Here is a 26,160-nt window from a genome sequence, read left to right on the forward strand (position 1 = left end):
TGCGCCGGGTGGTCACCTGTCGCGACGACCGCTCAGCCCTTCGACGCCGCCCCGCTCAGCGGCACCACCCCGCTCGGCACCCCACTCGGCACCGCCCCGCTCAGCGGCGGCCGCAGCGAGGTCGTACCCAGTCCGGTCGGACCGAGCGGCACCACGCCGGTCACCCGAGGAGGATCCACGGCGGCCGAGCGCTCGGGGGCGTGCCCGGCCCCCGCCGAAGCGGCCCGGCGGGCGTCCGCCGCCATCGCCAGGTCCCGCTCGACCCCGAAGTGCCGCTGCAGGTCCGCTTCGCGGTACCGGCGGCAGTCCTCGTGCCAGCTCAGGATGCCGGCGAGCCAGTTCTCCAGCTCCTTCACGTACCCGTCGAGGGTCTCCCGTGCCGTCGGCTCCAGCCCGAAGTCCTCGTACATGACCGGGAGTTCCTTCTGCGCTACATGCTGGAACTGGCTCAGCCGGGAGTGCATCAGGTCGTCGACGATCCGGACTGCCGACGGGTAGTCGCAGTTGAAGAAGTTCTGCACCACCAGGACGACGTTGTGCAGCTCGCCCTCGTACTCGACCTCCTTCTGGTACGAGAAGAGGTCGTTCATCATGGCCGCGTAGTCCATGGCGGAGTGCTCCAGCGCGCGCATCGAACCGTGCCGGTAGACCTCCGGCGGCACCGTCTGCCCGTGGCCGAGGCGGCAGAGGCTCGCGGTGAGGTCGGAGCCGAAGGTGGCGCGGCGCATCTCCAGGTAGTCGACCGGGTCCGGGATCCGGTGCTGGATCTGGTTGCCGAGCTCCCAGACCCAGCTCGCCGTCATGTCCTCGACGGTCTTGCGGAACCGTCCCCTGGCCTCGACGGTCATCGGACCGGCGGTGCGCTCCCAGATGTCGGCGAGGCCGCGCTCCAGCGCGTTGGCCGGTTCGGGCGCGGGGCTGCCGTCCACCGGCATGAACAGCGCCAGCCGCTCGTTGGCGCGCTTGGCGCCGGCGAGGTCACGGGTGCGGCCGAAGACCACCGGGTAGTAGTCGTCCGCCCAGGTGCCCCAGGCCAACCAGGCCGAGTCGATGTCGAGTTGCTCGGCGGTGGCGTCCGGGTGGATGCCGGCCGCGCAGAGCGGGAGGTCGTAGTCGCGCATCGACTCGGCGTCCCAGATGCCGGATCCGGGGACGGCCGGGTCGGCTTCCAGGAGTCCCATCCGCTCGGCCCACTCGAGGACCCGCTCCCGGGCGCCGTCCAGGTGCGGGCTCAGCGACAGCGCGAACGGCAGCCTGAACTCCGGCAGCCGGGACGGACCGACGGCCTGGAACGGCACGTGCCCGTGCGAACGCGCCCGCCGCTCGGCCGGACCGGCCCCGCCCGTGACCGCGGCCTTCACCGCCTGCTCGGCCTCGCCTGCGGTCGCCCGCGCGGCGCCGCTGCGCAGGATGTCCAGCGCCGAGGTGCCGATGCCGCCGATCGCGTACTGGTCCCACCAGCTACCGGTGCCCGGCAGCCCCGGCAGCGCGCCGCCCGCCCCGGGCGCCACCTCGCCGCCCGAATCCGCCGACTCCCCAGCGCCGTTCATGTACCGGCTGGAACGCATGTGCCACTCGTGCCCGCCGGACTGCCAGTCCTGCAGACCCTTGACGTACGCCATGACCTTCGCTCGGCCCTCCGGGCCGATCCCGGTCTCCGCGAACAGCACCGGCAGTTCGGTGAACACGGTGTTCTCGAACTGCTGGAGCCGCGAGGTGAGCAGGTCGTTGACCGCCTCGGCGGCCTCCTGGGTGGTGCATTCCAGGAAGCGTTCCAGCACCAGGATGCCGTTGCTCAGCTCGCCCTCGTCCTCCACCTCCCGCTGGTACGAGAAGATGTCGTTGCGCAGGTGCACGCCGTCGGAGAAGGCGTCCATCAGCACCCGCAGCGCGCGCGAGCCCGACACCTCTTCCGGCACCTCGGCGGCAGCGGCGTACTCGACCAGCTGGGCGGACCACGGCGCACCGCCGACCTTGCGGCGCATCTCGATGTACTCGACCGGGTTGGCCACCCGGCCCGCGTTGATGTTGGCGAGCTCCCAGAGCGACTCGTTCAGCAGGTTGCGGGTGCTCTCGGCGAACCGGATCCGCCAGTCCTCGCCCATCACCGGAACGGTGCGCCGCCAGAGGTCGGCCAGACCCGCCTCGACCGGGTTCTCCGGCTCGGGTGTGGGGGTGGCCGGGTCGGCCGGCATGAACAGCGGCAGCCGGTCCAGGTGCGCCTTGCCCGCCTCCCGGTCGTTGGTGCGCTTGAACATGTCGAGGAAGTGGTCGTCGAAGAAGAAGACCCAGACGTACCAGTCGGTGACCAGCGACAGCGCCTCGGCGGAGGCGTCGGGGTGGGTGTAGGCGCAGAGCAGGCCGTAGTCGTGGGCCTCCAGGTCGGCCTGTTCCCAGACGCCGGAACCCTCCAACATGCCCATCTCCCGGGCCCAGTCGGTGGAATGGGCCCGCGCCTCGTCCAGGTGGGGATTGAGGCGTGCCGGGTGCGGCACGTAGAAGGACGGCAGTTCGAACGGCTGGGTCACGGCGGGCGAGCCTTTCTGGACGCGTCGATTGGACCAAGAATGACCCGCGACCCGGACTCCACACCGGCACAACAGGAACAGTCATATGAGATGACCAAGCTGCTCGAACTCCCGCTCGGACGACCGCCCGAGCAAGCGACCAGCCCTGGATCGTACGTACGGCCCCGCCCCACCACCCCTCCCACCCCACCAGAACCACCCATCCGGCCGAGCGCACCCCCACCCCCACGCGCACCCCAGCCCCCGCGCACCACCCGCTCCATCTCCAAAATCCGCATCCCGCGAAGGGGCGGACCCGCTGGTCCGCCCCCGCGTTCCGAACGTTCCGCCCTACTCCTCGCCTTCGTGGTCACGTCCCGATGAAGTCCCGTACGCAGCAGAGCTGTTCGCGGCAGCGCCGTTCACCGGGCCATTCAACTTCGTGAAGCGCACGCCCAGGCCGTCATCGCTCTCCTCCGCCGGCCCCGCCTGGCCGGGCACGACCCCGCCCTCGTCATCGCCCCCGTCCTCGCCCAACAACTTCTCCCGGATCAACCTGGCGTACTCCGGCCGGTCGGCCGCCTCGGTGCAGGACGCCACCCGGCGTGTGTAGACCTTTCGCTCGTCGGAACCCTCTGCCAACTCGACGTCGTCCAGCAGCTGATTCAGCGGTCCGATCACCAACGGCCCCTTCATCGGCCCGTGCGGCCCGGTCGGCTCAGTGGGTCCGAACGGCCCCGCAGCATGCCCGTCATCATCCTCGTCGTCCAGGAACGAACCCGCCCCCGGCACCAGGTGCTCGTACAGTTCGCTCACGGCCTCGTCGTTGGCCACCGCCGAAAGCTGCGCGAGCGGGCCGATCATGTCGACGGCCTCCCTGACCTGCTCGTCGTGGCGGGCCAGCCACCACACCACCGCGCTGCCGGGCGACTTCAGGACGTCGTCGCCGAGGTACGCCCGTTTGCTCTGCTCGTAGCGCCGCTCGTGCTCCCAGACCTCCTCGGTCTTGCGCACATCGGACAGCTTCCCCAGCCGGCTCCGGTCGTCCTCCGACAGCCTGAGCTCAACCCTCCCGCCCATGGCCTCCACCAGCCCCGACCGGTCCTGGCTCTGCGTGCCGAGCACGCCGTTCAACCGGTGCTGCACCAGATCGAGCCGCCCCGGAACCTCACGCTCGGTCACCGTCCGGGCGCGTTCCAGCACCGTCTCGACCGCCAGACCGGCCGGGTCCGCGTGCACCAGCCCGGTCGCGTTCCGGACCGGGCGCCACCACACCGTCGCCGAGAAGTGGAAGTCGTAGTCCGGCACCAGGCTCGGCAGTGCCACACCGGCCACCCGGGTTTTCTCCCACGGCGGCTCGTCCGACGCCGACTTCGGTGCCTTGGCCGACGCCAGCAGTCCGGCCAGCAGCACGGCCATCGCCGTCGGCACCGCCCACAGCCAGACCGGCCACCCGGCAGATACCCCGAGCGCCACCGTCACCAGCCCCGCAGCCAGGGCCAACCCGACCAGCGGCACCTTCCCCGAGCCCTTCACAGCCTTCTCCCCCCGGTCGCCCCGACGAGCGGTTCAATCCCCTGCGCACGGTCGATCTCCTGGCAGAAGCGCGCCACCACCACCGCCCGGCTTACCGGCCCCGGCGAGTCATCGGGCCCCGTCCCCCACTCGTGTGCGAGCACGTAGTACCGGCTGAGCACCGCAACCCGGCCGTCGGCGGCGTCGGTGAGGATCCTCATCAGCTGCCTGCCCCCCTCCGATGTCCGCCGCGCGGCCGACAGCCAGCTCTTGACCCCTGGTTCCCACGCTTTCGGCGACGAAGCCGCGGCCAGCACCCCTCGCCAACCCTGGACCCCCTCCGTATGTGGCACCCAGCCCGGCAACGAGCCGACCAGCTCCAGGAAGATGTCGGCGTCCGATCGCACCGGTGTCCTCCTCTCCAGGCCTTCGCACAGCCGGTCGAGCAGTCTCAGGTACAGCCGCCTGTCCCTACTGGCCAGTTCGAGCAACGCGTCCCGGGCATACCGCGCCCCCTCTTCGGGCGCCCGCCGGGCGAGGTGGTGCAGGCGAACCAGCGCCTGATGGGGGTAGTGCGGAGCGATGGCATCGACACAGACCCGAGCCAGAACCTGAACCAGGTTGGGCTCCAGCTTCGGCCCCACCGACCAGTAGTAGATCCTCCGCCGAAATTCCGAACCCCAGGTCTCACTCGTGAGTCCCTCTCCCAGCACCTGTGTGGCCTCGGGCAGCAGCCTGGTCTCCTCCGTCCATGACTCCGCCAACCCGGCCAGCACATGAACATCCCCGACCCGTAGAGCCTGCTCGGTGAATCTGCCGACCAGTAACCGGCGGTCGGCCGGGGCCAGCCATGCCTCCGTCCTGACCACATCTCGGACCCAGTCTCCGAAGGTCGCCCGCAGGTCCGGGTAGTACAACCAGAAGTGGGTTCGGACTGCCGCCCCGTACGCCAAGGCATCGAAACGAATCCGCTCGTCCCTCACCTGCACCTGCAGGCTGCGCAGGCGTTGAGTCAGATCCTCACGGTCGAGGCGCGGACGCTCGTCCTCCGGGTGCCCGATCCTCGCCAGCAGCCGATCGGAGAGCCGGAAGACCGTCGCCGCCGGAGCCTCCTCAAGCATCGCTGCCGTGAACAGCAGTGCCCGCTGGCGTCCGTCGGCGAGATCGCTGATCTGCTGGGCCACCTGCCCCCCGCGATCTCGCACGGCTTCGACGGCCCGTAGGGCCCAATTGCTGAAGTCTCCGCCCTGTGAGCTCGCCTGAACCACAAGCTCAGACAGCCGCTGCAACTCCCGCATGGGGGAACGCCCAAGGAACTTTCCGAGAGCTGATCGCCGCAGTTCCGGAAGCGGCACTTCGATGCCGGCCATACGCAAGTGCCGCTTCAGCACCTGATCGCCATCGGGGCGGCCGATCGGCACTATCAACTGACGGAAGTCCGAGTGCAAAAGGTGCTCGCCCTCCCGAGGAAGGACCACCGCCAGACGGGCCTCGGACCGTTCCACCTTGTCCCGGTAGATCCTCAACAGCCTCTGTGCCTCGACGAACTCTCGTTCAGAGGCCCCCGATAGATCGAAGAGGACGCGCTCACCCGTTGCCACCTCGGACGGCTCGTCCGGTGAGCCGTCCAGCGAGACCTCGCGGAACAACGCACGGTCCCCGCCGGCTCGGTGCAGCAGCACGACAGCCGCAGTACGGCGGCCAGAACCGGAGTCCCCGGATAGCAGCACAGTGGTACCCGGCTTCTTGACCTTGGCAGCTGCGTCTTCGAAGCCAGGCGGCATGACAAAACGCCGGCTCAGCCAAACACGGTGTTCAAGGGCCACTCGAAGCGGATCGCCGCCATTACGAGTCAGCCTGTCCGAAGCGCCGAAGTAGTAATGGAAGTTGTTCTGGGTTCCATTACCCGTGTGCGTCTGCCCCTGAGCGTTGCCGATCCACGTGGCGTCCCCGTGGTCGCTCACCGCCGCCGGCCCTCGCCGTCACTGCGACTGCCGAAGCCGTTGTTGACGGTGCCCCGTGCGACGTAGTTGCTGCCGTCGCCGTGGAACTCGACGCCGCCATTGCGGATGGTGTTGTTCTGTGTGCCCCTCCCGGTGTGGACCGGTCCGCTCGCGTTGTTGATGAACGATCCCACGTCGCCGCCTACGTTGCCGATTCCTCCGCTCTGGTCGTGCCGATAGTCCCGGGCCTGTACCACGCTGCCGTTCACCCTGCCGGCCTCGTTGTGGGTCTCGCTCACTCCCTTCTCCTTGGCGATCCGCAGCTCCGCTTCGGCGAGTCGAGGGATCGCCTCGGCCAGGTCGTCGCCAAGGCGCTGGAGGCCGGACTCGGCATCGCGGTTGTCGAAGCGGCGGTACTGGCAGTCCGCCAGCTCCCCGATCTCTGGCGGGAGGTCGTGCCGGTCGAGCCGCGTCATGCGGCCGACGAGGACCGGGACGACCAGGGCTCCGCTTTCGAAGGCCTCGGCGATCTCCCTGCGGGTCCAGTCCTCCGGGTCGTCCAGCGCACGGCGCCCGTCCGCTGTTCGGGCGTCGGCCCACCGCGGACCGATCACCGCAATCAGCACACTGCTGCGCCGGACCGCGGTCAGCAGCTCCTGGGGAAAGGGCCGACCGATCGGGATGGACTTGCTGGCACGGAACACCCGCTCGGTGCCGAAGCGCCGGGAGAGCTCCCGCTCGATCAGGGTGGCGGTCGTGTCCTCGTCGCTGGTGCGGTAGTTGACGAAGATGTCAGGCATGACGAAATCACCTCTCCGGTGAGTGAGGGGGAGCGATCCGCGGCCGAGGAGGGACCGGGATCTCGGACGGTCTACGGGTGCAGCGCCCGGGCGAGCAGAGGTTGGAGGACCGGCACTGACCTGTCAGCCCGGAACCGTTGCAGCTCGCGGTCGAGCCGCCGGACATCGGAGCGGATGGTGGCCGACCGAAGGGCCGGAACCAGCGGCAGGAGCTCCGCGGCAAGCTCGCACGCCCGCTCCGGCTCGCCCACAGCCGCGTGTGCGAGGGCCCGCCGGAGCCCGTACCGGGCACGGCTGCGGACTGCCTGCGCCGGGATTCGCAGGCACTCCCGGTCGAGCACCTCGGCGGCCTGGCCAGGGCGGCCGAGGTCGTACAGACACCAACCGGTGACCACGGCCGCCGGGTCGGTCAGATTGGTGGTGCCGAGGACGGGGGCGCCACCGTCGGTCTCGGCATCGGCCCTGGCCAGCAGCTCGCGGGCGCGGTCCAGGCTACGTAGGCAAGCGGTGTGGTCTCCGGCGAGAGCGTGACCCTGCGCTTCCCGCTGTGCCGCGAGGCCCCGGATCCTTGGCGGCAGCGAACCGTCCTGGGCCGGTTCGACCAGTTGTACGGTTTGGGTCGCGTCGCCCGCGTAGAAAGCAACCAGGGCCCGCCTGACCAGCGCGTACGACGCCAGGTCGTGGTCGCCGCCCGCCTGTGCGAGCTCGACGGCACGGGCCGTCCATGAGAGGGCCAAGGGGGTGTCGTCGGCTTCCTGAGCCATCCAGCCCGCGTACTCCGCATACCGGGCCGCCAGCACGAGCAGCCGGTCACGGTTCACCGCGTCGGTTTGGACGGCGAGTTCGCACAGAGTGTGGGTCTGGACCGTGAGCAGCGGGAGCAGCGTGCCGGGGTCACCGGTCTGGCCGAGCTGCCGCATCTGGTCGAACTGGACCCGGAAGATTTCGACGGGGGTGGACTCCGCGATGACGGCCGTCGGGGCGGCCGGGGGCAGAGCGGCGGCGAGACCGCCGCCAAGCAGGGAGGTGGCCCCCGCGGCAAGCAGCTGTCTCCGGCCCATGGCCCCGGACCAGCGGACTCCCTCGCGGTCGACCCGGAGCAACGGTTCTCCGTCGCCGCCGGTATCGCTCTCCGCCGGGGCCACCGCCCTGCTCGGCAGGAGCCGCTCCAGCTCGCCGTCGGCGCCGAGCCGGGCGTCGCAGCGACGGGCGAGCTCGGGTGGGGGCGGCTTGTGCCCTCGTTCGATCTTGCTCAGGTGTCCTTTGCTGTAGCTGAGCAGTTCGGCGAGCCGGGTGAGGGTGAGCCCGGCGGCGATGCGCCGTCTGCGAAGCTCCGGACCGAACTCGCTCGACGACACTTCAGGCATGACCATGCCAACCCCCGTCTTGATCCGACCACCCAAGCGCCTGCCACATCGTGGGCCAGAAGCGGTCACCCCTCGCTTCCGCCTGGAATCTTGGCATGCGATCGAGCTGGCCAAACGGGCTTCAGCCGGGTTTCCCGTTTCCTCTTTCCCGCTCGAATGGCCATGCGAACAAAACGAGTTGGCGACATGTCTACGCATTGGGACGATGCGCACGCACGAACAGACCGCAGGGGCGGACCTCGATCGGTCCACCCCTGCAGAGTGCCGGCGAGCGCCCGATGCCGGCCGGGCCGCGCAGCTGCTCCCTACCCCTCAGGCCGCCAGCCGCAGGACCAGCGCCGCCACGACCGGGGCGACGTAGATAGGCCCGGGCGCGGACGACGGTGACGACGGCGCCGAGGAAGTAGAGGATCACGCCGACCGCGGCCGCGTAGCCGATGGCCGGGACGGCGAGGCCGACCAGGAGGCCGAGGGCGCCGGCCGCCTTGGCGACGCCGAGCCAGGTCCACCAGGCGCGCGGGACGCCGTAGTCGGCGAGGGGCTTGACGACGTACTCGGAGCCGGCGAAGACCGAGTAGGCCGAGAAGCCGACCATGAGGGCGCCGAGGACGGTGACGATGGTGTAGGCGACGGACATTGAAGTGCTCCCCACTCGGTGGCGATTCGGTTCGACACCCCTCTGACCCGGCGCCCCCGGCGGACGTGACAGGCGCGGGCAAAAAATATTCCGCGCCCCCTCCGGCAACCCCAAAAACCGCTCCGCCAACGAACAATGCAGGCATGGCAAGGCTTGGAACACCAAGACTTCCCCTGGTACGGGCGTGTTGACCGCCTCGGTCAACCCGCGTCCACCAGACTGGGCGCCGACCCGACGTCAACTCCGAGGAGGGCAAGCCCATGAACGCCACCGTTCGGCTCGCACAGCAGCCCGAGGCCGACGAACTGCTCGGGCGGAGTGCGCTCGCCGCGCTCGTCGGCATGCTGCTCGACCAACAGGTGCCGATGGAGTGGGCGTTCACCGGCCCGCTGACCATCGCCCAGCGCCTTGGCCGGGACGACCTGGACGCCCACGAGATCGCCACCTACAACCCGGAGGAGTTCGTCGCGCTCCTCTCCGCGAAACCGGCCGTCCACCGCTACCCCGCCGCGATGGCCAAACGGGTGCAGCAGCTCTGCCAGTTCCTCGTCGCGCAGTACGACGGCGACGCCGCCGCGCTGTGGAAGAACGTCCGCACCGGCAAGGAGCTGCTGAGCCGCCTCAACGCCCTGCCCGGCTTCGGCAAGCAGAAGTCGCAGATCTTCCTCGCCCTGCTCGGCAAGCAGTACGGCGTACGGCCCGAGGGCTGGCGCGAGGCGGCCGGCGCGTACGGCGAGGAGGGTGCGCACCGCTCGGTCGCCGACATCACCGGCCCCGAATCCCTCACCCTGGTACGGGAGTTCAAGCAGGAGGTGAAGCGAGCCGCGAAGGAGGCCAAGGCCGCCGCCAAACCGCGCACCACCACCCGGACGACGGCCGCGCCGACCCCGACCGGCGCGCACTGAAAACCGGTTGCCCCGCCCCGCCCCAGCGGGCGACGCTCCCGGCATGACCGCAACCGCCCCGACGCCGCCGAGTGTGTCCGCCCTGTTCGCCCCCGACGGGCGCCTGATCACCGTCCCCCGCAAGGCAGCCCGCCGGGAGCAGCTCCTGGCCCACCTCGCCGACACCCTGCTCGAAGCCGGCCGGGGCTACACCGAGGCCGAGGTCAACGCCGTGCTGCACACCGTGCACGACGACGCCCCCGCCCTGCGCCGCGCCCTGGTCGAGGCCGGCCACCTCGCCCGCCCCGGGACGGCAGCAGCTACCGGCTGGTTTCGGAGCGCCGGTAGGCGTACCGCCCCCGGATCCGCCGGACGAAGTACCGCCCGTGGCTGTCGGCGGCCAGCAGCTCGCGGTGCGCCCGGGCCGGTACGCCCGCGTACACGTACACCCGCCCGCCGGTGAACTCGAGCTCCAGCAGCCGCGCCGCCGGGTCGTACCCGACCGAGCGCAGCACCGAGGAGTCCACCGCCGTACGGTCCATCGCCCTCCCAGTGTGCGACGAGGGCCCCGGTCGCGCAGGGCGGTTTCTAGGGGCCCTCACAACGGGTGCGTCCCGTCAGACCAGAGCGGCCTCCCGCTCCACCACGTCCTCGGCTGCCGCGCCGACGGCCTTGCGTCGCCGCGGCAGCGCGAACATCAGCAGGAACACCACCAGCAGCACCCCCGCGACCCACCACAGCGCGTGCACGAAGGCCCCGCCGAACGCCGTCCCGACCGCCTCCGGCGCGACCACGTCGTCCATCGCCCCGAAGAAGGCCACCGAGATCAGGCCGAGCCCGAGCGCGTTCCCCACCTGCTGCACGGTGTTGATCAGTCCGGAGGCCGAACCGGCGTGCTCGCGCGGCACCTCCGCCAGCACCGCGTCCGTGATCGGCGCGACGATCAGCCCCATGCCCAGGCCCATCACCACCAGTGGCAGCGCCATCTGCCAGGGCGAGATCGCCGTCCCGTACCGGTCGGCCTCCCAGATGTACGTGAGCACACCCGCCGCCATCACCAGCGCGCCCGCCTGCAGCACCTTCCGTCCGAACCGCGGCACCAGCTTCTGCACCGACAGCCCGGCCGCTGTGGAGACCGCGATCGAGAACGGGATGCCGGTCGCGCCGGCCTTGAGCGGGCTCCAGCCCAGGCCGACCTGCATGTAGAGCGTCCAGACCAGGAAGAAGATGCCCAGTGCCACGCCGAAGGCCAGCTGCACGCAGATCCCGGCCGCGAAGGACTTCACCCGGAACAGCGTGAGCTCCACGAGCGGCGAGCCGTCCCGCCGCGTCTTGACCTTCTCGTACGCCACGAACAGCGCGAACACCGGCAGGCTCCCGGCCATCGACAGGTATCCCCAGAGCGGCCAGCCGGCCTCCCGCCCGTGGGTCAGCGGGTAGATCAGCATCAGCAGGCCCAGGCTGGCCAGCACCACGCCCACCAGGTCGAGCTTCAGGGCCTGGTCGGCCTTCGACTCGTCGATGAAGCGGCGGCCGAGCAGCAGTCCGACGATGCCGACCGGCAGGTTGATCAGGAAGATCGGCCGCCAGGCCAGGCCGAACAGGTCCCCCTCCGTCAGCAGCGCACCGATCATCGGACCGGAGACGGCGCCCAGTCCGACCACCGCGCCGAACATGCCGAACACCTTGCCGCGCTCCTCCGCCGGGAAGGTCGCGTGGATGATCGACAGCACCTGCGGCACCATCAGGGCCGCCGTCCCGCCCTGCAGCAGCCGGGTCGCGATCAGCATCTCCGGCCCGGCGGCCAGCCCGCAGAGCGCGGACGCCAGGGTGAAGCCGCCGATCCCGATCAGGAACACCCGCTTGCGGCCGTGAATGTCACCCAGCCGCCCGCCGGTGATCAGCCCGATCGCGAAGGCCAGCGCGTACCCGCCGGTGACCCACTGCACGGCGCTGAAGGAGGCGCCGGTGTCCGCCTGGATGCTGGGGATGGCGATGTTGACGATGGTGACGTCCACCAGGTCCATGAAGGAGGCCACCATCACGATCGCCAGCGCGATCCACCTCCGCCGGTCGGCTCCCGCCACGCTCATTCCGTACTCCTCGACTTCTCGCACGTCCCCTACGCCCCGCACTTCTCGTACGTCCCGTACGTCCCGTACTTCTCGCTCATCTCGACCTCCACGACAGTACGGGCCATGTAGGTCAGATCCTGTCCCAGTTCATCCGGCATGCTGGAGGGCATGAGCGACACCCCGGCCCGGCTCCTGAACCTGCTGTCCCTGCTCCAGACCCCGCGCGAGTGGCCCGGCAGCGAGCTCGCCGAGCGGCTCGACGTCAGCCCCCGGACGATCCGGCGCGACATCGACCGGCTGCGCGACCTCGGCTACCCGGTGCAGGCCACCATGGGCGCGGTCGGCGGCTACCGGCTGGTCGCGGGCACGGCGATGCCGCCGCTGCTACTCGACGACGAGGAGGCGGTGGCCATCGCGGTCGGGCTGCGGGCGGCCGCCGGGCACGCGGTCGTCGGCATCGAGGAGGCCTCGGTCCGGGCGCTCGGCAAACTGCTCCAGGTGCTGCCGAGCCGGCTGCGGCACCGGGTCGGCACGCTCAACACCGCAACCGTGCCGCTGCTCACCGGGGACGGCCCGACCGTCGACCCGGAGGACCTCACCGTGCTCGCCGGCGCCGTCACCAACCACGAACGCCTGCGCTTCGCCTACCGTGCCCGCGACGGCGCCGAGACCCGCCGCCACGTCGAGCCCGAGCGCCTGGTCTCCACCGGGCGCCGCTGGTACCTGGTCGGCTTCGACCTGGACCGCGACGACTGGCGGCTGTTCCGCGTCGACCGGCTGAGCGGCCCCCTCGCCACCGGCGCCCGCTTCACCCCGCGCCCGTTGCCCGCCGAGAACGCCGCGGTGTTCGTGGCGAGCAAGCTGCGCCGCCGGACGCACGCCCACACCATGGTCGCCACCGTGCACCGCCCGGCCGCCGAGGTCGACAACTGGATGCCCTGGACCGGCGACTACGAGGTCGAGCCGATCGACGACCACAGCTGCCGCCTGACCTCCCGGGCGGAGTCCCTCAAGTGGCTGGCAAGCGGACTGCTGCTGCTCGACTGCGACTTCGAGGTGCACGAGCCCCCGGAGCTGCGCGACCACCTGCGCACGGTCGCCACCCGCGCCGGCCGGGCCGCGGGAGGGGCGGGCTAGGCCGGGGCCGGACCGTTGCGCGCCCATCCGTCCGTCAGCTCCTCGGCTCGACGGCCGGCTCCCCGTCCGGGTCGACCGGGCAGGTCAGGGCCCGGCGGCCGGCCCGCCACTCCTCCTCGGGCAGCCGCCGGACCTCGACCGGACGATCGGCCGGCGGCCATGCTCAGACCCCGTACTCACCGGTCAGCAGCGCCCGGCCGAGGGTGTGGAAGGTGATGTGGAAGCCGACCTGCGCCGGCGGGGTGTCGGCGGCGACGTCCAGCTTCTCCACGTCCAGGGCGTGTACGGCGAAGACGTAGCGGTGCGGGGCGCCGGGCGGCGGGGCGGCACCGTCGTACTTGTTGCCCGGGAAGTCGTTGCGGCCGTGGAAGGAGGCCGCGCCGGGCAGGCTGCCGTCCGAGGCGCCGGCGCCGCGCGGCAGTTCGGCGGTGTCGGCGGGCAGGTTGAGGGCGAGCCAGTGCCACCAGCCGGAGCCGGTGGGCGCGTCGGGGTCGTAGCAGGTGACGGCGATGCTCCTGGTGCCCGCCGGCAGGCCCGACCAGGCCAGCTGCGGCGAGAGGTTGCCGCCGGCGTGGATGAACTCCCGGGCCAGCGTGCCGCCTTCGGTGAAGTCCTGACTGGTCAGTTCGAAGGACGGTACCTGCGGCAGGAACTCGTACGGCAGCGGCGGGCGCTTGCTCATGGGGTGGTCACCTCTCACGATCGGAATGACACGAGTCACTGTAATGGGGTGCACGTCCGATCCGGCCGCCCCTAGAGTCGACGTATGGCCGCCAAAATCGCCCAGTTGTTCTCGGACTCTCGCCGCGCGCTGTTCACGATGCTCGGACTCCAGGTCGTCATCTGGTCGGTACAGGTGGTGAACTGGCTGGACGACTACGGGCTGTCGAGGGACTACGGCCTGCGCACCGGGCAGTTGGGCGATCTGCCCGAGATGTTCACCATGCCGTTCCTGCACGGCAGCTGGGATCACATCGAGGCCAACTCCTGGCCGCTGTTCGTGCTCGGCTTCCTGGCCGCCTACCGCGGCCTGCGGACGTTCCTGTTGGCCAGCCTCGTGATCGCGGTGTCCGGCGGGCTGACGATCTGGCTGCTGGAGCGCCCGAACACCGTGACGGTCGGCGCGAGCGGCATGGTCTACGGCTACCTCGGCTACGTGGTGCTGCGCGGGGTCCTCGACCGCAAGGTGCTGGACGCGGTGGTCGGCATCGTGGTCGCCGTCCTCTATTCGAGCCTGCTGCTCGGCGTGCTGCCGCTCGACGAGCACATCAGCTGGCTGGGCCACCTGGGCGGGCTGATCGGCGGACTGGCCGCCGCCGTCCTGCTCCGCAACCGGGCGGCGCAGCCGAAGCCCGCGCCCGCCGCGAAGCCCGGCGCCCCGGCCGACTCCAGGTCCGCCCTGCTCAAGGAGCTGGACGACCTCGGCCTCTGAGGCCCCCTCCGCGACTCCCCTGGCCAGGTCTAGACCAACCCCACCCCTGCGGCTAGCGTGAACAGCGGCGTGAACAGCGCACCTGCCCCCAGCCCCGGAGCCGCACCGTGGAGTCGTCCGTCCTCGCCTTCGCCACCGACCTGCTCGACGAGGGCGCCGACACCTTCTTCGGCAACCTCACCGACCGCGCCGGGGTCGGCGGCGTCACCCTCGCTTCGGTCTACCACGGGGCCCGCGACGTCTTCCCGCACAACCCCCACCGGGTGGTCCGCTACCTGGAGCCGGGCGCGGCGTACTTCCGTCCCGACCCGGCCGCCTGGCGGGGCAGCCGCCTGGCGCCCACGCTCTCCACCGCCATCGGCGGGCGCGACCCCTTCGCCGAGGCCGCCGACGAGGCCCGCCGCCGGGAGCTGAAGCTGCACGCCTGGACGGTGTTCTGCCACAACGACCGACTCGGCTTCGCCCACCCCGACTGCGCCCCGGCCAACGCCTTCGGCGACCGCCACCTCACCGAGCTCTGCCCGGCCCACCCGGAGGTCCGCGCGTACGCGCTGACCCTGGTCGCCGAGCTGGCCCGGTACGGCGTGGACGCGATCCGCGCCGAGTCGCTGCACTTCCACGGACTGCGCCACGGCTACCACCACGAGCGCTACTTCGAGGAGCTGGGCCCGACCGCCGAGGCCCTGCTCGGGGTCTGCTTCTGCCCGCACTGCCGCGCCGCCGCCACCGCCGCCGGCGTCCCGGCCGAGGAGGCGGCCGGGGCCGTCCGCGCCGAAGTGCGTCGCCGGCTGGCCGACGAGTCCGCCGCCGCCGAGCCCGCCGACCTGAGCGCCCTCGCCGACGGCGCCTTCGCCGCGTACGTGGACGCCTCCGCCGCCACCGTCACCTCGCTGGCCGCCGACCTGTCCGAGCAGGCCCGGCGCCACGGCATGCGGCTGAGCTTCATGGACGGCGGCGGCCCCGGAAAGGGCTGGCTCTCCGGGATCGACCTGCCCGCCCTCGCCAGGGCCGCCGACCAGATCGAGACGCTCGGCTACGCCAGGACGCCGGAGGCCGTCCGGGAGAAGATCGCCGCCTTCGCTCTGCACGGTGTCCGCCCACGGGACATGGCGGTGATCCTGCGCCCGATGTCCTCCGACTGCGACGGCCCGGAGAACCTCGCCGCCAAGATCGCCACCCTGCGCGTACTCGGCGTCCCCGAGGTCGAGTTCTACCACTACGGCCTGATGCGCCTGTCCTCCCTGGACCGGATCGGCGCCGCGCTATCCGGCTGAACCACCACCACCGCCGTCACCGCCGTCACCGCCATCACCGCCACCGCCGCCACCACCAGCCGTCCACTCCGGCCGGGGCGTCACCGCCGCCGCTTGGACGTCCCGAACAGGCTGCGCGAGATCTCCTGCCCGAGCTGCCGTCCGGCCGAGCGCGCGAAGGACTTCACCGTCGGATTGCTCAGCAGCGACCCGAGCAGCCCGCCCACCCCTTCCTTCTGCGCCTCCCGGGACTCCCGCCGCTCCGAAGCCGGCTCCGGGGCCCCCTCCGTCGGCACCGGAGTCGGCACCGGAGTCGGCGCCGCCTCCGGCCGGGGTGCCCGCGCCGCGAGCTTCTCGTACGCCGACTCCCGGTCGATCGCGTCCCGGTAGCGCGCCGTCAGCGGCGAGGCGTCCACGGCCGTCCGCAGCGCCTCCGCCTCGACCGGCCCCATCAGCGACTGCGGCGCCCGCAGCCTGGTCGCCGCGACGGGTGTCGGCGCGCCCTTCTCGGACAGGACGGTCACCACCGCCTCGCCGGTGCCGAGCGAGGTCAGCACCTCGCCGAGGTCGTACGAGGAGTGCGGGAAGGTCGAGACGGTGGCCTTGAGCGCCTTGGCGTCGTCCGGGGTGAAGGCGCGCAGCGCGTGCTGCACCCGGTTGCCCAACTGCGCCAGCACGTCGGACGGGACGTCCCGTGGCGTCTGGGTCACGAAGAAGATGCCGATGCCCTTGGACCTGATCAACCGCACGGTCTGGGTGATCGCCTCCAGGAAGGCCTTGGAGGCGCCCTTGAACAGCAGGTGCGCCTCGTCGAAGAAGAACACCAGTTTGGGCTTGTCGAGGTCGCCGACCTCGGGCAGCTCCTGGTAGAGGTCGGCGAGCATCCACATCAGGAAGGTGGAGAACAGCCGCGGCCGGTCCTGCACGGCGGGCAGTTCCAGCACCGAGACCACGCCCCGGCCGTCCGACGCGGTCCGCAGCAGTTCGGCGGTGTCGAACTCGGGCTCGCCGAAGAACGCCCCGGCGCCCTCGTTCTCCAGCACGGTGAGCGCACGCAGGATCACCCCGGCGGTGGCCGCCGAGAGGCCGCCGATGGTCTTCAGCTCCTCCTTGCCCTCGGGCGAGGCGAGGAAGGCGATCACCGCGGTCAGGTCCTTGAGGTCGTAGAGTTCCAGGCCCTTGCTGTCGGCGTAGTGGAACACCAGGGAGAGCGAGGACTCCTGGGTCTCGTTCAGGTCGAGCACCTTGGACAGCAGCAGCGGTCCGAAGCTGGTGACGGTGGCCCGGATCGGGATGCCCGCGCCCTGCCCGCCGAGCGAGTAGAACTCGGCCGGGCAGCCCTGCGCGGCCCACTGCTGGCCGACCTCGGCGGCCCGGGCGCTGGTGCGCTCGCTCGGCGTGCCGGGCGCGGCGACGCCGGAGACGTCCCCCTTGATGTCGGCCAGGAACACCGGCACGCCCTGTCCGGAGAGTTGCTCGGCGATCAGCTGCAGGGTCTTGGTCTTGCCGGTGCCGGTGGCCCCGGCGACCAGTCCGTGCCGGTTGAGCACGCCCAGCGGGATGCGCACCTGGGCGTCCGCGTAGGCGGTGCCGTCCAGCAGCACCGCACCGAGGTCGAGGGCGGGCCCGGTGAAGGCGTACCCGTCGGCGATCTCCCGGACGGCCTGGGGGGTGGGGGCGGAGGACATCGGTGCACACTCCTGGGCGGATCGGAACGCGTCGGAACGCGTCGGAACGCGTCGGAACGCATCAAAACGCGTCGGAACGCTTCGGCGCCGGAACCGGACCCGATCGGTACCGGGCCGATGTTCGCGACATTTCCCATCAAACAGCCGCATTCATCCACCCGCAGTTCACACCGGCGCGCGTGGCGCCGTCGCGGCTGCTGCGCCATTCGCCGCCCAAACGGTAGGCTTTCCGTGTGATCTTCAAGCGCATCGGCAATGGGCGGCCGTACCCGGATCACGGCCGGACGAGCACCCGACAGTGGGCTGACGTCGCCCCGCGTCCGGTGCGGCTCGACCAGCTGGTGACCACCAAGGGCCAACTCGACCTCGAAACCCTGCTGGCCGAGGACTCGACCTTCTACGGGGACCTCTTCGCCCACGTGGTGAAGTGGCACGGCGACCTCTACCTGGAGGACGGGCTGCACCGGGCCGTACGGGCCGCGCTGCAGCAGCGCCAGGTGCTGCACGCCCGCGTCCTCGAAATGGAGTGACGGGCCGCCGGCACCGGGCTCGTCGCATCCACCGCAGGCTTCCCGACCGCCCCCTCGCCGCCCCGGCGGAGGGCGGTCCACGTGTGCCCGGTACCCCCTTTCGGGTACCGGGGTACTCCAGATGATGATCGTTTAGTACCTTCGCAGCTGTACGGCACTACGCTGCTGACTACGGCCGCGACCAGGGAATCCGCCCGCACCGGGAGATGCCCCTACCCGGCCGACCGTCATCCCGACCCCGCCCCGGTACAAGGGGGAGACAAACCATGAGCATGTTGACTCCCCAAGGCCTCAAGGGGAAGCAGTACCGCATCACCGGCAACTCCTACCCGCGGCTTGGCCGGCCCCCGAAGAAGAGCCGCAAGGTGATCGCCGCACTCGCCGGTCTGCTCGCCCTGGCCCTGATCGCCCTCGGCGGCCTGCAGCTGTACGACATCTTCACGGGCAGGAACAAGAACTCCTCCGCCCAGGCCTGCGCGACCGCGTCCGGCAAACCGCTGGCCGCCCCCACGCCGGGCGCCACCCCGGGCGCCCCCGCCGCCTCCGGCGCGCCCGCCGCCGCCCAGGGCGACCCGCACGCCGTCCCGCAGCCCGCCACGGTCACCGTGAACATCTACAACGCCACCACCAAGGCCGGTCTGGCCGGGCGGACCGCCGAGGAGTTCAAGAAGCGCGGCTTCACCATCGGCAAGGTCGGCAACGCCCCGGCCGAGCTGGACAAGAAGGTGCCCGGCACCGCCCAGGTGATCGCCGGCCCGACCGGCGCCGGAGCCGGCACCCTGGTCGGCTCGCAGATCGCCGGAGCCACCGTCACCGCCGACGCCCGCACCGACACCAGCGTGGACTTCGTGATCGGCGACAGCTACAACGCCCTGCTGGACGAGACCCAGGCGGCCGCCGCCCTCGCCCTGGCCACCAAGCCCTCCCCCACCCCGACCGCGAACGGCAGTTGCTGACACCCGGTACGAACGGCACGAACGCGAGGGCCCTCCGGCAGCACGCCGGAGGGCCCTCGTCGTTCTGTTCCTGCTGTTCCTGAGGGGCTCAGCCCGCGGTGCCGTACAGCCGGTCGCCCGCGTCGCCGAGGCCGGGAACGATGTAGCCGTTCTCGTTGAGTCGCTCGTCCAGGGCGGCGGTGACCACGGTGACCGGCAGGTCCGCCAGCTCCCGCTGCATCAGCTCGACGCCCTCGGGGGCGGCCAGCAGCACCACGGCGGTGACGTCGGTGGCGCCGCGCTCGATCAGCATCTTGATCGCGGCGACCAGGGTGCCGCCGGTGGCCAGCATCGGGTCGAGCACGTAGACCTGGCGGCCGGAGAGGTCGTCCGGCATCCGGGTGGCGTAGGTGGAGGCCTCCAGGGTCTCCTCGTTACGCACCATGCCGAGGAAGCCCACCTCGGCGGTCGGCAGCAGGCGGGTCATCCCGTCCAGCATGCCCAGACCGGCCCGCAGGATCGGCACCACCAGCGGGCGCGGGTAGCTGAGCCGGGTGCCGTGGGTGACCGCCACGGGCGTGGTGATCTCCACCTCGTCGGTGCGGACGTCCCGGGTGGCCTCGTAGGCGAGGAGGGTCACCAGCTCGTCGGTCAGGCGACGGAAGGTCGGCGAGTCGGTGCGCTCGTCGCGCAGGGTGGAGAGCTTGTGGGCGACCAGGGGGTGGTCGACGACGTGGAGACGCATGTACCGAGGTTAGCCCGGGTCTGGACGCCTGTACGACACGCCGTGCCCGGCCGGGGCATCGGACCTGGTGACGAGCCGGCTGACGGACCGGGTCACCCCGCCGTGACACGCCGTGACGCAGGGCGAATGTCCGGACGGATGCGTCTGCTGTGGTATCAACCGGGCCGTTCTGGGAATGTCACGTCTTATGACGAGCAACCCGAAGGCCGGGGACGGCTCGGCGGGCGAGCCCGTCGGCGGGGCGGGTCCGAGCCCGGGCCCGCCGCACGACCCTCCGGAGACCGAGGCGGAGCGCCGCAAGCGGCGGGCCGTCTTCCTGCGCGAGCTCACCGAGGCGCGCGAACTGCGGGAGCGGGTCCAGCCCCGGCGGACCAAGGAACGGCGGATGCGCGAGGCCATGCGGATGCGAACTTTCCGAATCTGACGGGCCTCCGGGCGGGGTCCGCAGCGAGGTCCACGGCGCGCTCCACGGCTGGCCCCACGGCAGGCCGCGATCGGCCCCGGCGGGCGTTCGGAGCAAATTTCGACCGGCTTCGGACCGCCCCGGCGCGACTCCGCCCTCCGCGGCCCGGCCCTTCCGACACGACCTGCAAAGACGCGCTGCCGAACACCCCCCGCAAGGGCGGGCTTTCTGTCACGATTCCGAGGGGACGGTCCGAACAAGCGGGCCGCCTCTGGCGCGGGGGCGGCCAGTTTTCCGCGTTGCCCGAGCGCGCCGACAGCCGAGACCAATGATCTTGGGAGTGTCCCTGGTGGCGTACTTCGCTGCAGTGCTTGCTCGCTCCGAGGACGGGTGGGATGTGAGCGAGACCGAGCTCGACACCGTCGAATCCCTGGCCGATCTGGCCGACCTGGCCCGCGACTCCACGCAGGACGACGACAGCGTCCTGATCTTCATCGAACAGGAGGACTCCTGGTTCGCCATCGTCCGCGTGGACGGTGAGGACGACCCGCGGATCTTCGTGTCGGACGGCGCCGCCGCCGCCCGCAGCTCCTACGGCTCCGTCCTCACCGACGAACTGGTCGACCAGGCCGGCGAGAGCGAGTTCGGCGACCTGGACCACCTGCTGGACGAGGACGAGGAGACCCAGGACCTGGACGACGAGGACGCCGAGCCGCACGGCGGCGTCCCGGTCGGCCCGCTGGGCGACGCCCACCTGCTCACCGAGTTCGGCCTGGCCTCCGACGAGCTGCTCTCCCTCAGCGGCGAGGGCGCGGTGCCGGGCGACGCACTGGAGCAGATCGCCGAGGCCCTGGGCTGCGGTGAGGTCCTGGAGGCCGTCCGGTAGCGGCCGGATACCCGACACTGGATGCCATGCAGCCCGCATCCACCGCGCAGCCCGTCCCGTACGTCCCCCCGTTGCCCGCCCCCGTCCGCCCCGACCCGGTCCGCGACCGCTGGTCGGCGCCGATGCGCCTCGCCATGGCCGAGGCCGCCCTGGCGCCGGCCACCGGGGACGTCCCGGTCGGGGCGCTCGTCCTGGGCCCGGACGGCGAGGTGATCGGACGCGGCCACAACGAGCGCGAGGCGGTCGGCGACCCGACGGCGCACGCCGAGGTGGTCGCGATCCGGCAGGCGGCCGCCAAGATCGGAGAATGGCGGCTCTCCGGCTGCACCCTGGTCGTCACCCTGGAGCCGTGCACGATGTGCGCCGGCGCCATTGTGCTCTCGCGGATCGACCGGGTGGTCTACGGCGCCCTCGACGAGAAGGCCGGCGCGGCCGGCTCGCTCTTCGACGTGATGCGCGACCGCCGGCTCAACCACCGCCCCGAGGTGATCTGGGGCGTCCTCGCCGAGGAGTGCGGCGAGCAGCTGCGGGCGTTCTTCGACACCCACCGCTGAGCCCCCTCCCGGCCGAACACCCTCCCGGCGCCCGCCGACAGCCCTCCGAGAAGGATTTCGTCCCCGAGCCACCCGTCCGGTAGAGTTCCCCTCGGTAGCGTGTCCGAGCGGCCAAAGGAGCACGCCTCGAAAGCGTGTGTGGGGGCAACTCCACCGTGGGTTCGAATCCCACCGCTACCGCCAGAAAGCCCGAGGGCCCGTCCGATCCGGACGGGCCCTCGGCGTTTCCGGGTGCCCTCGGACGGACGCACCCTCGGACGTGTCCGCCCTCTGACATGGAAATGGCTCCGCACACCGGGCCGACGACCACCGACGCCCGGCTCGTACGGAGCCTGGAGGGGGAGCGGCTCGGGGGGACTGACCGCTCCCCCGGCGGAGTCCCACAACCGGCACCGCGTCGGGGGGAAGCCGCGGCGGCCGGTCCCACAGCGGGGAGCTCCGGATCCACGTACCGGGGATTCCTGCCAGATCCTCGGTACGTCATCCATCCTGCCGCCCGGGTCGCGGCCGGGCACCCGGAGAAAGGCCCCACTCGCGGGGACCTTCGTCCCGCCGGCCGAACGCGTCACACACTTGATAGCCCGTCCGGGTGGATAAGCTGCCCCATGCAGGCCGCTCGGGGACCGAATGACGGCGGCCCACAGCTGGGAGGAAGGTCACCCGATGGCGCAGGCGAAGAAGATCGGCATGGTCCTCCTGCTCGTCTTCGTTCTCTACTCGATCATCACGTCGCCGGCCCGCTCCGCCGAACTCGTCCAGCTGGGGTTCGAGGGCATCTCGAACGCGGCCAAAGCGGTCGGCACCTTCATGACCGGGCTGATCAAGTAGACCGGGTGACCGGGTAACCGGGTAACCAGGCTGACCAGGTAGATCGGGCCGACCGAGCGGACCGCCGCTCGAGTGGACCGGCCCGGGCAGGTGGCCCGCGCCCGGGTGGCGGACGGCCGTCCACCGACCTCCGCACACCGGCTACGGTGGGCGGGACCCTCACCCCCCGTCCGCGAGGAGCGGCAATCGTGATCCGGCACCTGGTTCTGTTCAAGCTCAACGAAGGCGTCAGCAAGGACGACGAGCGCGCGCTCGCCGGCGCCAAGGCGTTCTCCGAACTCGGCGCGGTCATCCCCGAGCTGCGCGAGTGGGATTGCGGCTGGAACACCACCGAGCGGGACATCGCGTACGACTATGCGATCAACAGCCTGGTCGAGGACCGCACCGCCCTGCAGGCCTACCTGACCCACCCGGCCCACCAGGCCGCGGCGGGCCAGTGGCGCGAGTTCGCGACCTGGGTGATCGCCGACATCGAGGTCTGAGCCCCCGTCCGACCCGATCCCGGCCCGATCGCGAACCGATCCCGGCCCGATCCCGCCCGGAGTCCGTCCCCGTCCTTCCCTCGGACGGCCCGCAGCGCCCCGTCCGACCTCCGGACGGGGCGCCGTGCTCTGTCCCGGAACGACCCTTGCGGCGCTTCACCACTGGCCCCGGTAAAGGTTGAACACCCGACCAACACACCTCCACCGGGTGCTTGCCCGACCTGTGCCCACCTTGTGATGCTATGACCGGTTTTGCCGGACATGGCGAGGTGGTGAACCAGCCGCGACACCCGATCCGCAGGGCCCGCCGCCGTTGTCGACTATGGGAGGGGTGACGTGTCCGTGGACGAGGTTCTGGCTGCGATCATCAGCCCGGCCGGCGAGCTGCGCCCGGACGGCCTGCGCGGCGGCCCCGGCGGCCGGCCCGCCGTGGACGTCCGGACGCTGACCCGGGTGCTGTTCGAGCGGCTCACCGAGCTGCCCCCGGACGCCCCCGAGCGGGAGCGGGTCCGGGCCGCGCTGATCGAGGTGAACATCCCGCTGGTGCGCTACGCGGCCACCCGCTTCCGCAGCCGCAGCGAGCCGATGGAGGACGTCGTCCAGGTCGGCACCATCGGCCTGATCAACGCGATCGACCGCTTCGACCCCGAGCGCGGCGTCCAGTTCCCCACCTACGCGCTGCCCACCATCCTGGGCGAGATCAAGCGCTACTTCCGGGACAACGTCCGCACCATGCACGTCCCGCGCCGGCTCCAGGAGCTGTGGGTCCAGGTCAGCGGCGCGATGGAGGAACTGACGGTGCTGCACGGGCGGGTGCCCAAGGTGCCGGAGATCGCCGCCAGCCTGCGGATCCCCGAGGAGGACGTCCGGGCCTGCCTGGACGCCGGGCGGGCCTACAACGCGGCTTCCCTGGAGGCCGCCCAGGAGCACGAGGGCGGGCTCGCCCTGCTCGACCGGCTCGGCTACGAGGACTCCGCGCTGGCCGAGGTCGAGCACCGCGACATGGTCCGCCACCTGCTGGTCCAACTCCCCGAGCGGGAGCGCCGGATCGTGATGCTGCGGTTCTTCGCCAACCTCACCCAGTCCCAGATCAGCACCGAGCTGGGGATGTCCCAAATGCACGTCTCGCGGCTGCTCTCGCGGATCCTCACCCGGCTTCGGACCGGCAACTCCTGGGAAGAATGAGATCGCAGCGCGTTACCCCCGTGTGACATCTTGCGACGTTCGGGTTTGCCGTGCACCGTGTTCCGGTATGGAGGGGGGAGGGCCCCGCCGGGAACCTCCGCGCGAGGGCCCCCGTTCAAGTGACAGTCACGAGGGGGTGGGTGCATGTCCGGAGAGCTGGGCACTGCGGAGATCCACGCTGGTCAGGCCAACGGCACTGCCGTCGCCGAGGCCCTGGTCCCGCGGCAGCGGGTCGAGTCCGTCGAGCCGCCCGGCCCCGACGCCGCACCAAAGACGCCGCTCGGCGCCGACCCGGCACCCGAGGCACCGCCCGGCGCAGGGCTGGACACCCGGACGCTCTCCCGCTCGCTGTTCCTGCGGCTGGCCGCACTGGAGCCCGGCAGCGAGGAGCACACCTACGTCCGCGACACCCTGATCGAGCTCAACCTGCCGCTGGTCCGGTACGCCTCCGCGCGTTTCCGCAGCCGCAACGAGCCGATGGAGGACATCGTCCAGGTCGGCACCATCGGCCTGATCAAGGCGATCGACCGCTTCGACCCGGAGCGCGGGGTGGAGTTCCCCACCTTCGCGATGCCCACCGTGGTCGGCGAGATCAAGCGCTTCTTCCGGGACACCAGCTGGTCGGTCCGGGTGCCGCGGCGGCTCCAGGAGCTGCGGCTGGCGCTCACCAAGGCCGGCGACGAGCTGTCCCAGCGGCTGGACCGCTCCCCCACCGTCGCCGAGCTGGCCGTCTGCCTGGGCGTCAGCGAGGAGGACGTGGTCGAGGGCCTCGCGGTCGGCAACGCGTACACCGCCAGCTCGCTCGACTCCGGCTCCGGCGAGGACGACGGCGACGGGCCGCTGGCCGACCGGCTGGGCTACGAGGACCTCGCGCTGGAGGGCGTGGAGTACCGGGAGTCGCTGAAGCCGCTGCTGGCCAAGCTGCCGCCGCGCGAGCGGCGGATCATCATGCTGCGGTTCTTCGGCAACCTCACCCAGTCGCAGATCGGCGAGGAGATCGGCATCTCGCAGATGCACGTCTCCCGGCTGCTCACCCGGACGCTCACCCAGCTCCGCGAGGGTCTGATCAGCGAGGGCTGATCAGCGGGAGCTGAGCCCGTCCCTCGACTTCGAGCAAGGGCCGAGCCACTCCCTCGACTTCAGCTGCCGTCCAGCAGGTTGACGCGCAGTCCGGCCAGCACGTCGTCGTCCAGCCCGAGCCCCTCCCGCCAGAACGGGTCGAAGCCGCCCCAGCCGGCCTCGACCTCCGCGAAGGCCGCGTCCAGGTAGGCGCGGTCGGCCCGGAAGACCGGCAGGAGGAGTTCGGGTTCGCGCATCAGGCCGCGGGCGGCGAAGTCGTCCAGCACCCGGTCGACGACCGCGGCGGAGCGCTCGTTGGTGAGCAGGTAGTCGGCGACGACGGTCTCGCGGTCCACCCCGAGGGCGGTCAGCAGGAGCGCTGCCGCCCATCCCGTACGGTCCTTGCCGGCCGAGCAGTGGAACAGCAGCGGCGGCCCGTCCGGGGCGGCCAGGAGGCGCAGCAGGGCGGCGAAGCGCTCGCGTGCCACCGGGTTCGTGACGAACCAGCGGTAGAGGCCGGCCATCGTCGCGCTCGCCCGGCCCTCGCCGAGCAGTGCGCGCTGCCGCTGCGGGCTGGGGTCGGCCAGGGCTCCCCTGATCATCAGATAGATGTCGAAGTCCTTTGCCAGCAACGGCAGTTGATGCAGCATGACGCCGCCGGGGAGGCGATCCTGGCCGGCGTCACGGATCTCGTCCATGCTGCGCAAGTCCACCACCCGGCGCAGGCCCAACGCACCGAGCGGGCCCAGGTCTTCGGCGGTGACGTGGTTCAGGCCATCGCTGCGCAGGGCCACCCCGCACCGCAGCGTCCGCCCGTCGGCGGTCCGGTACCCGCCCAGATCACGCGCGTTGACCGCGCCACGCAGCCCGAGACTGCGGCCGACCAGCTCGGTTCCGGCCGGTTCCGACGCCGATATCCGTGCGCCCCCGATTCTCCCGGACTCGGTCTGCTGATCGGCCATACGGGCGCCCCCATTGCATATTCGGACTGTCACATGGCACAGCGGTGCCCGATATTGCATGAACCTGCCCAATGGATCGGCAAGATGTGCAAGAGTGTCATGCGCAACGACGACAGTGTAGGTGTCGCGCCCGCACCGACGAGCCGCACCGTCGGTAACCACGTGTAGCGCTCAGCTTCCGGTTTTTCATTTTCAATTCATTATTTGCGCCACCGGTACAGTTCCGGTCACAATCAGCGCCTTCATGGCATCGCCATGAACGTTGGTAACAGGTTCGCTGCACTCTCGCCCTTTTGGTCCCTCGCACGGCCGACCCTCGACCAGGATGGGCCCCGGGCAGCCTGCTGCCCGCG

Annotated in this window: 26 protein-coding genes, 1 tRNA gene and 1 pseudogene; 15 read left to right on the forward strand and 13 right to left on the reverse strand. The window is 71.2% G+C overall.

Annotated elements, in window-relative coordinates; translation table 11 throughout:
* Window positions 1-32: 32 nt before the first annotated feature.
* The 6 genes from ACIBEC_RS13055 to ACIBEC_RS13080 form a co-directional block, all read right to left on the reverse strand.
* On the reverse strand, window positions 33-2,528 hold the full coding sequence (locus tag ACIBEC_RS13055; RefSeq protein WP_360496412.1) for a terpene synthase family protein: 2,496 nt from the start codon (window positions 2,526-2,528) through the stop codon (window positions 33-35).
* A 330-nt stretch (window positions 2,529-2,858) separates the two neighbouring features.
* Complete coding sequence (locus ACIBEC_RS13060) at window positions 2,859-4,025, reverse strand: hypothetical protein (RefSeq protein WP_360496415.1); 1,167 nt, start codon at window positions 4,023-4,025, stop codon at window positions 2,859-2,861.
* A gap of 14 nt (window positions 4,026-4,039) precedes the next feature.
* Window positions 4,040-5,986: a hypothetical protein gene (locus tag ACIBEC_RS13065; RefSeq protein ID WP_360496418.1), complete on the reverse strand. Its 1,947-nt coding sequence runs from the start codon at window positions 5,984-5,986 to the stop codon at window positions 4,040-4,042.
* The gene (locus tag ACIBEC_RS13070; protein WP_360496421.1) at window positions 5,983-6,765 is read right to left on the reverse strand and encodes a toll/interleukin-1 receptor domain-containing protein; all 783 of its coding nucleotides are present in this window, start codon (window positions 6,763-6,765) and stop codon (window positions 5,983-5,985) included. Before ACIBEC_RS13070 ends, ACIBEC_RS13065 begins: the two co-directional genes overlap by 4 nt.
* Before the next feature lie 71 nt (window positions 6,766-6,836).
* The gene (locus tag ACIBEC_RS13075; protein WP_360496424.1) at window positions 6,837-8,138 is read right to left on the reverse strand and encodes a helix-turn-helix transcriptional regulator; all 1,302 of its coding nucleotides are present in this window, start codon (window positions 8,136-8,138) and stop codon (window positions 6,837-6,839) included.
* Between the two features lie 184 nt (window positions 8,139-8,322).
* Entirely contained in the window at window positions 8,323-8,769 is a 447-nt protein-coding gene (locus ACIBEC_RS13080) for a DoxX family protein (protein ID WP_360496427.1), read from the reverse strand.
* A gap of 260 nt (window positions 8,770-9,029) precedes the next feature.
* Between ACIBEC_RS13080 and ACIBEC_RS13085 the strand changes: the two genes are divergently transcribed.
* A complete protein-coding gene (locus ACIBEC_RS13085; protein WP_360496430.1) occupies window positions 9,030-9,674 on the forward strand; it encodes an HhH-GPD-type base excision DNA repair protein in 645 nt (214 codons plus the stop codon).
* A 43-nt stretch (window positions 9,675-9,717) separates the two neighbouring features.
* Window positions 9,718-10,001 (forward strand): annotated as a pseudogene (locus ACIBEC_RS13090) (DUF2087 domain-containing protein).
* Here ACIBEC_RS13090 and ACIBEC_RS13095 read toward each other — a convergent pair.
* From ACIBEC_RS13095 to ACIBEC_RS13105, 3 genes are all read right to left on the reverse strand, one after another.
* Window positions 9,974-10,195 (reverse strand): KTSC domain-containing protein, encoded by a 222-nt coding sequence (locus ACIBEC_RS13095; RefSeq protein WP_360496433.1) that lies wholly within the window; start codon window positions 10,193-10,195, stop codon window positions 9,974-9,976. The pseudogene ACIBEC_RS13090 and the gene ACIBEC_RS13095 overlap by 28 nt on opposite strands.
* Before the next feature lie 75 nt (window positions 10,196-10,270).
* Window positions 10,271-11,746 carry an MFS transporter gene (locus ACIBEC_RS13100; protein WP_360496436.1) on the reverse strand — a complete coding sequence of 492 codons (1,476 nt, stop codon included), beginning with the start codon at window positions 11,744-11,746 and terminating at the stop codon, window positions 10,271-10,273.
* Window positions 11,747-11,775: 29 nt separating this feature from the next.
* Entirely contained in the window at window positions 11,776-11,898 is a 123-nt protein-coding gene (locus tag ACIBEC_RS13105; protein WP_396287916.1) for a hypothetical protein, read from the reverse strand.
* Between ACIBEC_RS13105 and ACIBEC_RS13110 the strand changes: the two genes are divergently transcribed.
* Complete coding sequence (locus ACIBEC_RS13110; RefSeq protein ID WP_360496439.1) at window positions 11,897-12,865, forward strand: YafY family protein; 969 nt, start codon at window positions 11,897-11,899, stop codon at window positions 12,863-12,865. The two genes, ACIBEC_RS13105 and ACIBEC_RS13110, sit on opposite strands and share 2 nt — an antisense overlap.
* A gap of 163 nt (window positions 12,866-13,028) precedes the next feature.
* Here the strand turns inward: ACIBEC_RS13110 and ACIBEC_RS13115 are convergent, their stop codons facing one another.
* Window positions 13,029-13,547, reverse strand: a complete 519-nt coding sequence (locus ACIBEC_RS13115; protein ID WP_360496442.1) for a YbhB/YbcL family Raf kinase inhibitor-like protein — start codon at window positions 13,545-13,547, stop codon at window positions 13,029-13,031.
* Window positions 13,548-13,631: 84 nt separating this feature from the next.
* On the opposite strand from ACIBEC_RS13115, the gene ACIBEC_RS13120 reads away from it, so the two are divergent.
* Both ACIBEC_RS13120 and ACIBEC_RS13125 read left to right on the forward strand, forming a co-directional pair.
* Complete coding sequence (locus tag ACIBEC_RS13120) at window positions 13,632-14,297, forward strand: rhomboid family intramembrane serine protease (protein WP_360496445.1); 666 nt, start codon at window positions 13,632-13,634, stop codon at window positions 14,295-14,297.
* 107 nt (window positions 14,298-14,404) lie between these two features.
* On the forward strand, window positions 14,405-15,571 hold the full coding sequence (locus ACIBEC_RS13125; protein ID WP_360496448.1) for a hypothetical protein: 1,167 nt from the start codon (window positions 14,405-14,407) through the stop codon (window positions 15,569-15,571).
* An 80-nt stretch (window positions 15,572-15,651) separates the two neighbouring features.
* On the opposite strand, the gene ACIBEC_RS13130 is transcribed toward ACIBEC_RS13125, so the two are convergent.
* Window positions 15,652-17,238, reverse strand: a complete 1,587-nt coding sequence (locus ACIBEC_RS13130) for a helicase HerA-like domain-containing protein (protein ID WP_360496451.1) — start codon at window positions 17,236-17,238, stop codon at window positions 15,652-15,654.
* 233 nt (window positions 17,239-17,471) lie between these two features.
* Here ACIBEC_RS13130 and ACIBEC_RS13135 point away from each other — a divergent pair, with 233 nt between their 5' ends.
* The gene (locus tag ACIBEC_RS13135; RefSeq protein WP_030061387.1) at window positions 17,472-17,768 is read left to right on the forward strand and encodes a type II toxin-antitoxin system VapB family antitoxin; all 297 of its coding nucleotides are present in this window, start codon (window positions 17,472-17,474) and stop codon (window positions 17,766-17,768) included.
* A gap of 266 nt (window positions 17,769-18,034) precedes the next feature.
* Window positions 18,035-18,724, forward strand: a complete 690-nt coding sequence (locus ACIBEC_RS13140; protein WP_360496454.1) for a LytR C-terminal domain-containing protein — start codon at window positions 18,035-18,037, stop codon at window positions 18,722-18,724.
* 88 nt (window positions 18,725-18,812) lie between these two features.
* Here the strand turns inward: ACIBEC_RS13140 and upp are convergent, their stop codons facing one another.
* Window positions 18,813-19,448 carry a uracil phosphoribosyltransferase gene (upp, locus tag ACIBEC_RS13145; protein WP_360496457.1) on the reverse strand — a complete coding sequence of 212 codons (636 nt, stop codon included), beginning with the start codon at window positions 19,446-19,448 and terminating at the stop codon, window positions 18,813-18,815.
* A 187-nt stretch (window positions 19,449-19,635) separates the two neighbouring features.
* On the opposite strand from upp, the gene ACIBEC_RS13150 reads away from it, so the two are divergent.
* From ACIBEC_RS13150 to ACIBEC_RS13185, 8 genes are all read left to right on the forward strand, one after another.
* On the forward strand, window positions 19,636-19,872 hold the full coding sequence (locus tag ACIBEC_RS13150; RefSeq protein ID WP_360496460.1) for a hypothetical protein: 237 nt from the start codon (window positions 19,636-19,638) through the stop codon (window positions 19,870-19,872).
* A 307-nt stretch (window positions 19,873-20,179) separates the two neighbouring features.
* Entirely contained in the window at window positions 20,180-20,737 is a 558-nt protein-coding gene (locus tag ACIBEC_RS13155; RefSeq protein WP_360496463.1) for a tRNA adenosine deaminase-associated protein, read from the forward strand.
* 26 nt (window positions 20,738-20,763) lie between these two features.
* A complete protein-coding gene (gene tadA, locus ACIBEC_RS13160; protein ID WP_396287917.1) occupies window positions 20,764-21,291 on the forward strand; it encodes a tRNA adenosine(34) deaminase TadA in 528 nt (175 codons plus the stop codon).
* A gap of 93 nt (window positions 21,292-21,384) precedes the next feature.
* Window positions 21,385-21,474, forward strand: a tRNA-Ser gene (locus ACIBEC_RS13165).
* Window positions 21,475-21,954: 480 nt separating this feature from the next.
* Window positions 21,955-22,119, forward strand: a complete 165-nt coding sequence (locus ACIBEC_RS13170; RefSeq protein ID WP_350519723.1) for a hypothetical protein — start codon at window positions 21,955-21,957, stop codon at window positions 22,117-22,119.
* Between the two features lie 188 nt (window positions 22,120-22,307).
* Window positions 22,308-22,601 (forward strand): Dabb family protein, encoded by a 294-nt coding sequence (locus ACIBEC_RS13175; protein ID WP_360496466.1) that lies wholly within the window; start codon window positions 22,308-22,310, stop codon window positions 22,599-22,601.
* Between the two features lie 384 nt (window positions 22,602-22,985).
* Window positions 22,986-23,786, forward strand: a complete 801-nt coding sequence (locus tag ACIBEC_RS13180) for a SigB/SigF/SigG family RNA polymerase sigma factor (RefSeq protein ID WP_360496682.1) — start codon at window positions 22,986-22,988, stop codon at window positions 23,784-23,786.
* Window positions 23,787-23,930: 144 nt separating this feature from the next.
* The gene (locus ACIBEC_RS13185; protein WP_360496469.1) at window positions 23,931-24,866 is read left to right on the forward strand and encodes an RNA polymerase sigma factor SigF; all 936 of its coding nucleotides are present in this window, start codon (window positions 23,931-23,933) and stop codon (window positions 24,864-24,866) included.
* Between the two features lie 59 nt (window positions 24,867-24,925).
* Here ACIBEC_RS13185 and ACIBEC_RS13190 read toward each other — a convergent pair whose 3' ends face one another.
* Window positions 24,926-25,807 carry a tyrosine-protein phosphatase gene (locus ACIBEC_RS13190; RefSeq protein ID WP_360496472.1) on the reverse strand — a complete coding sequence of 294 codons (882 nt, stop codon included), beginning with the start codon at window positions 25,805-25,807 and terminating at the stop codon, window positions 24,926-24,928.
* Window positions 25,808-26,160 lie beyond the last annotated feature (353 nt).

Source organism: Kitasatospora sp. NPDC051164, from assembly GCF_044455625.1.
Classification (GTDB): Bacteria; Actinomycetota; Actinomycetes; order Streptomycetales; family Streptomycetaceae; genus Kitasatospora.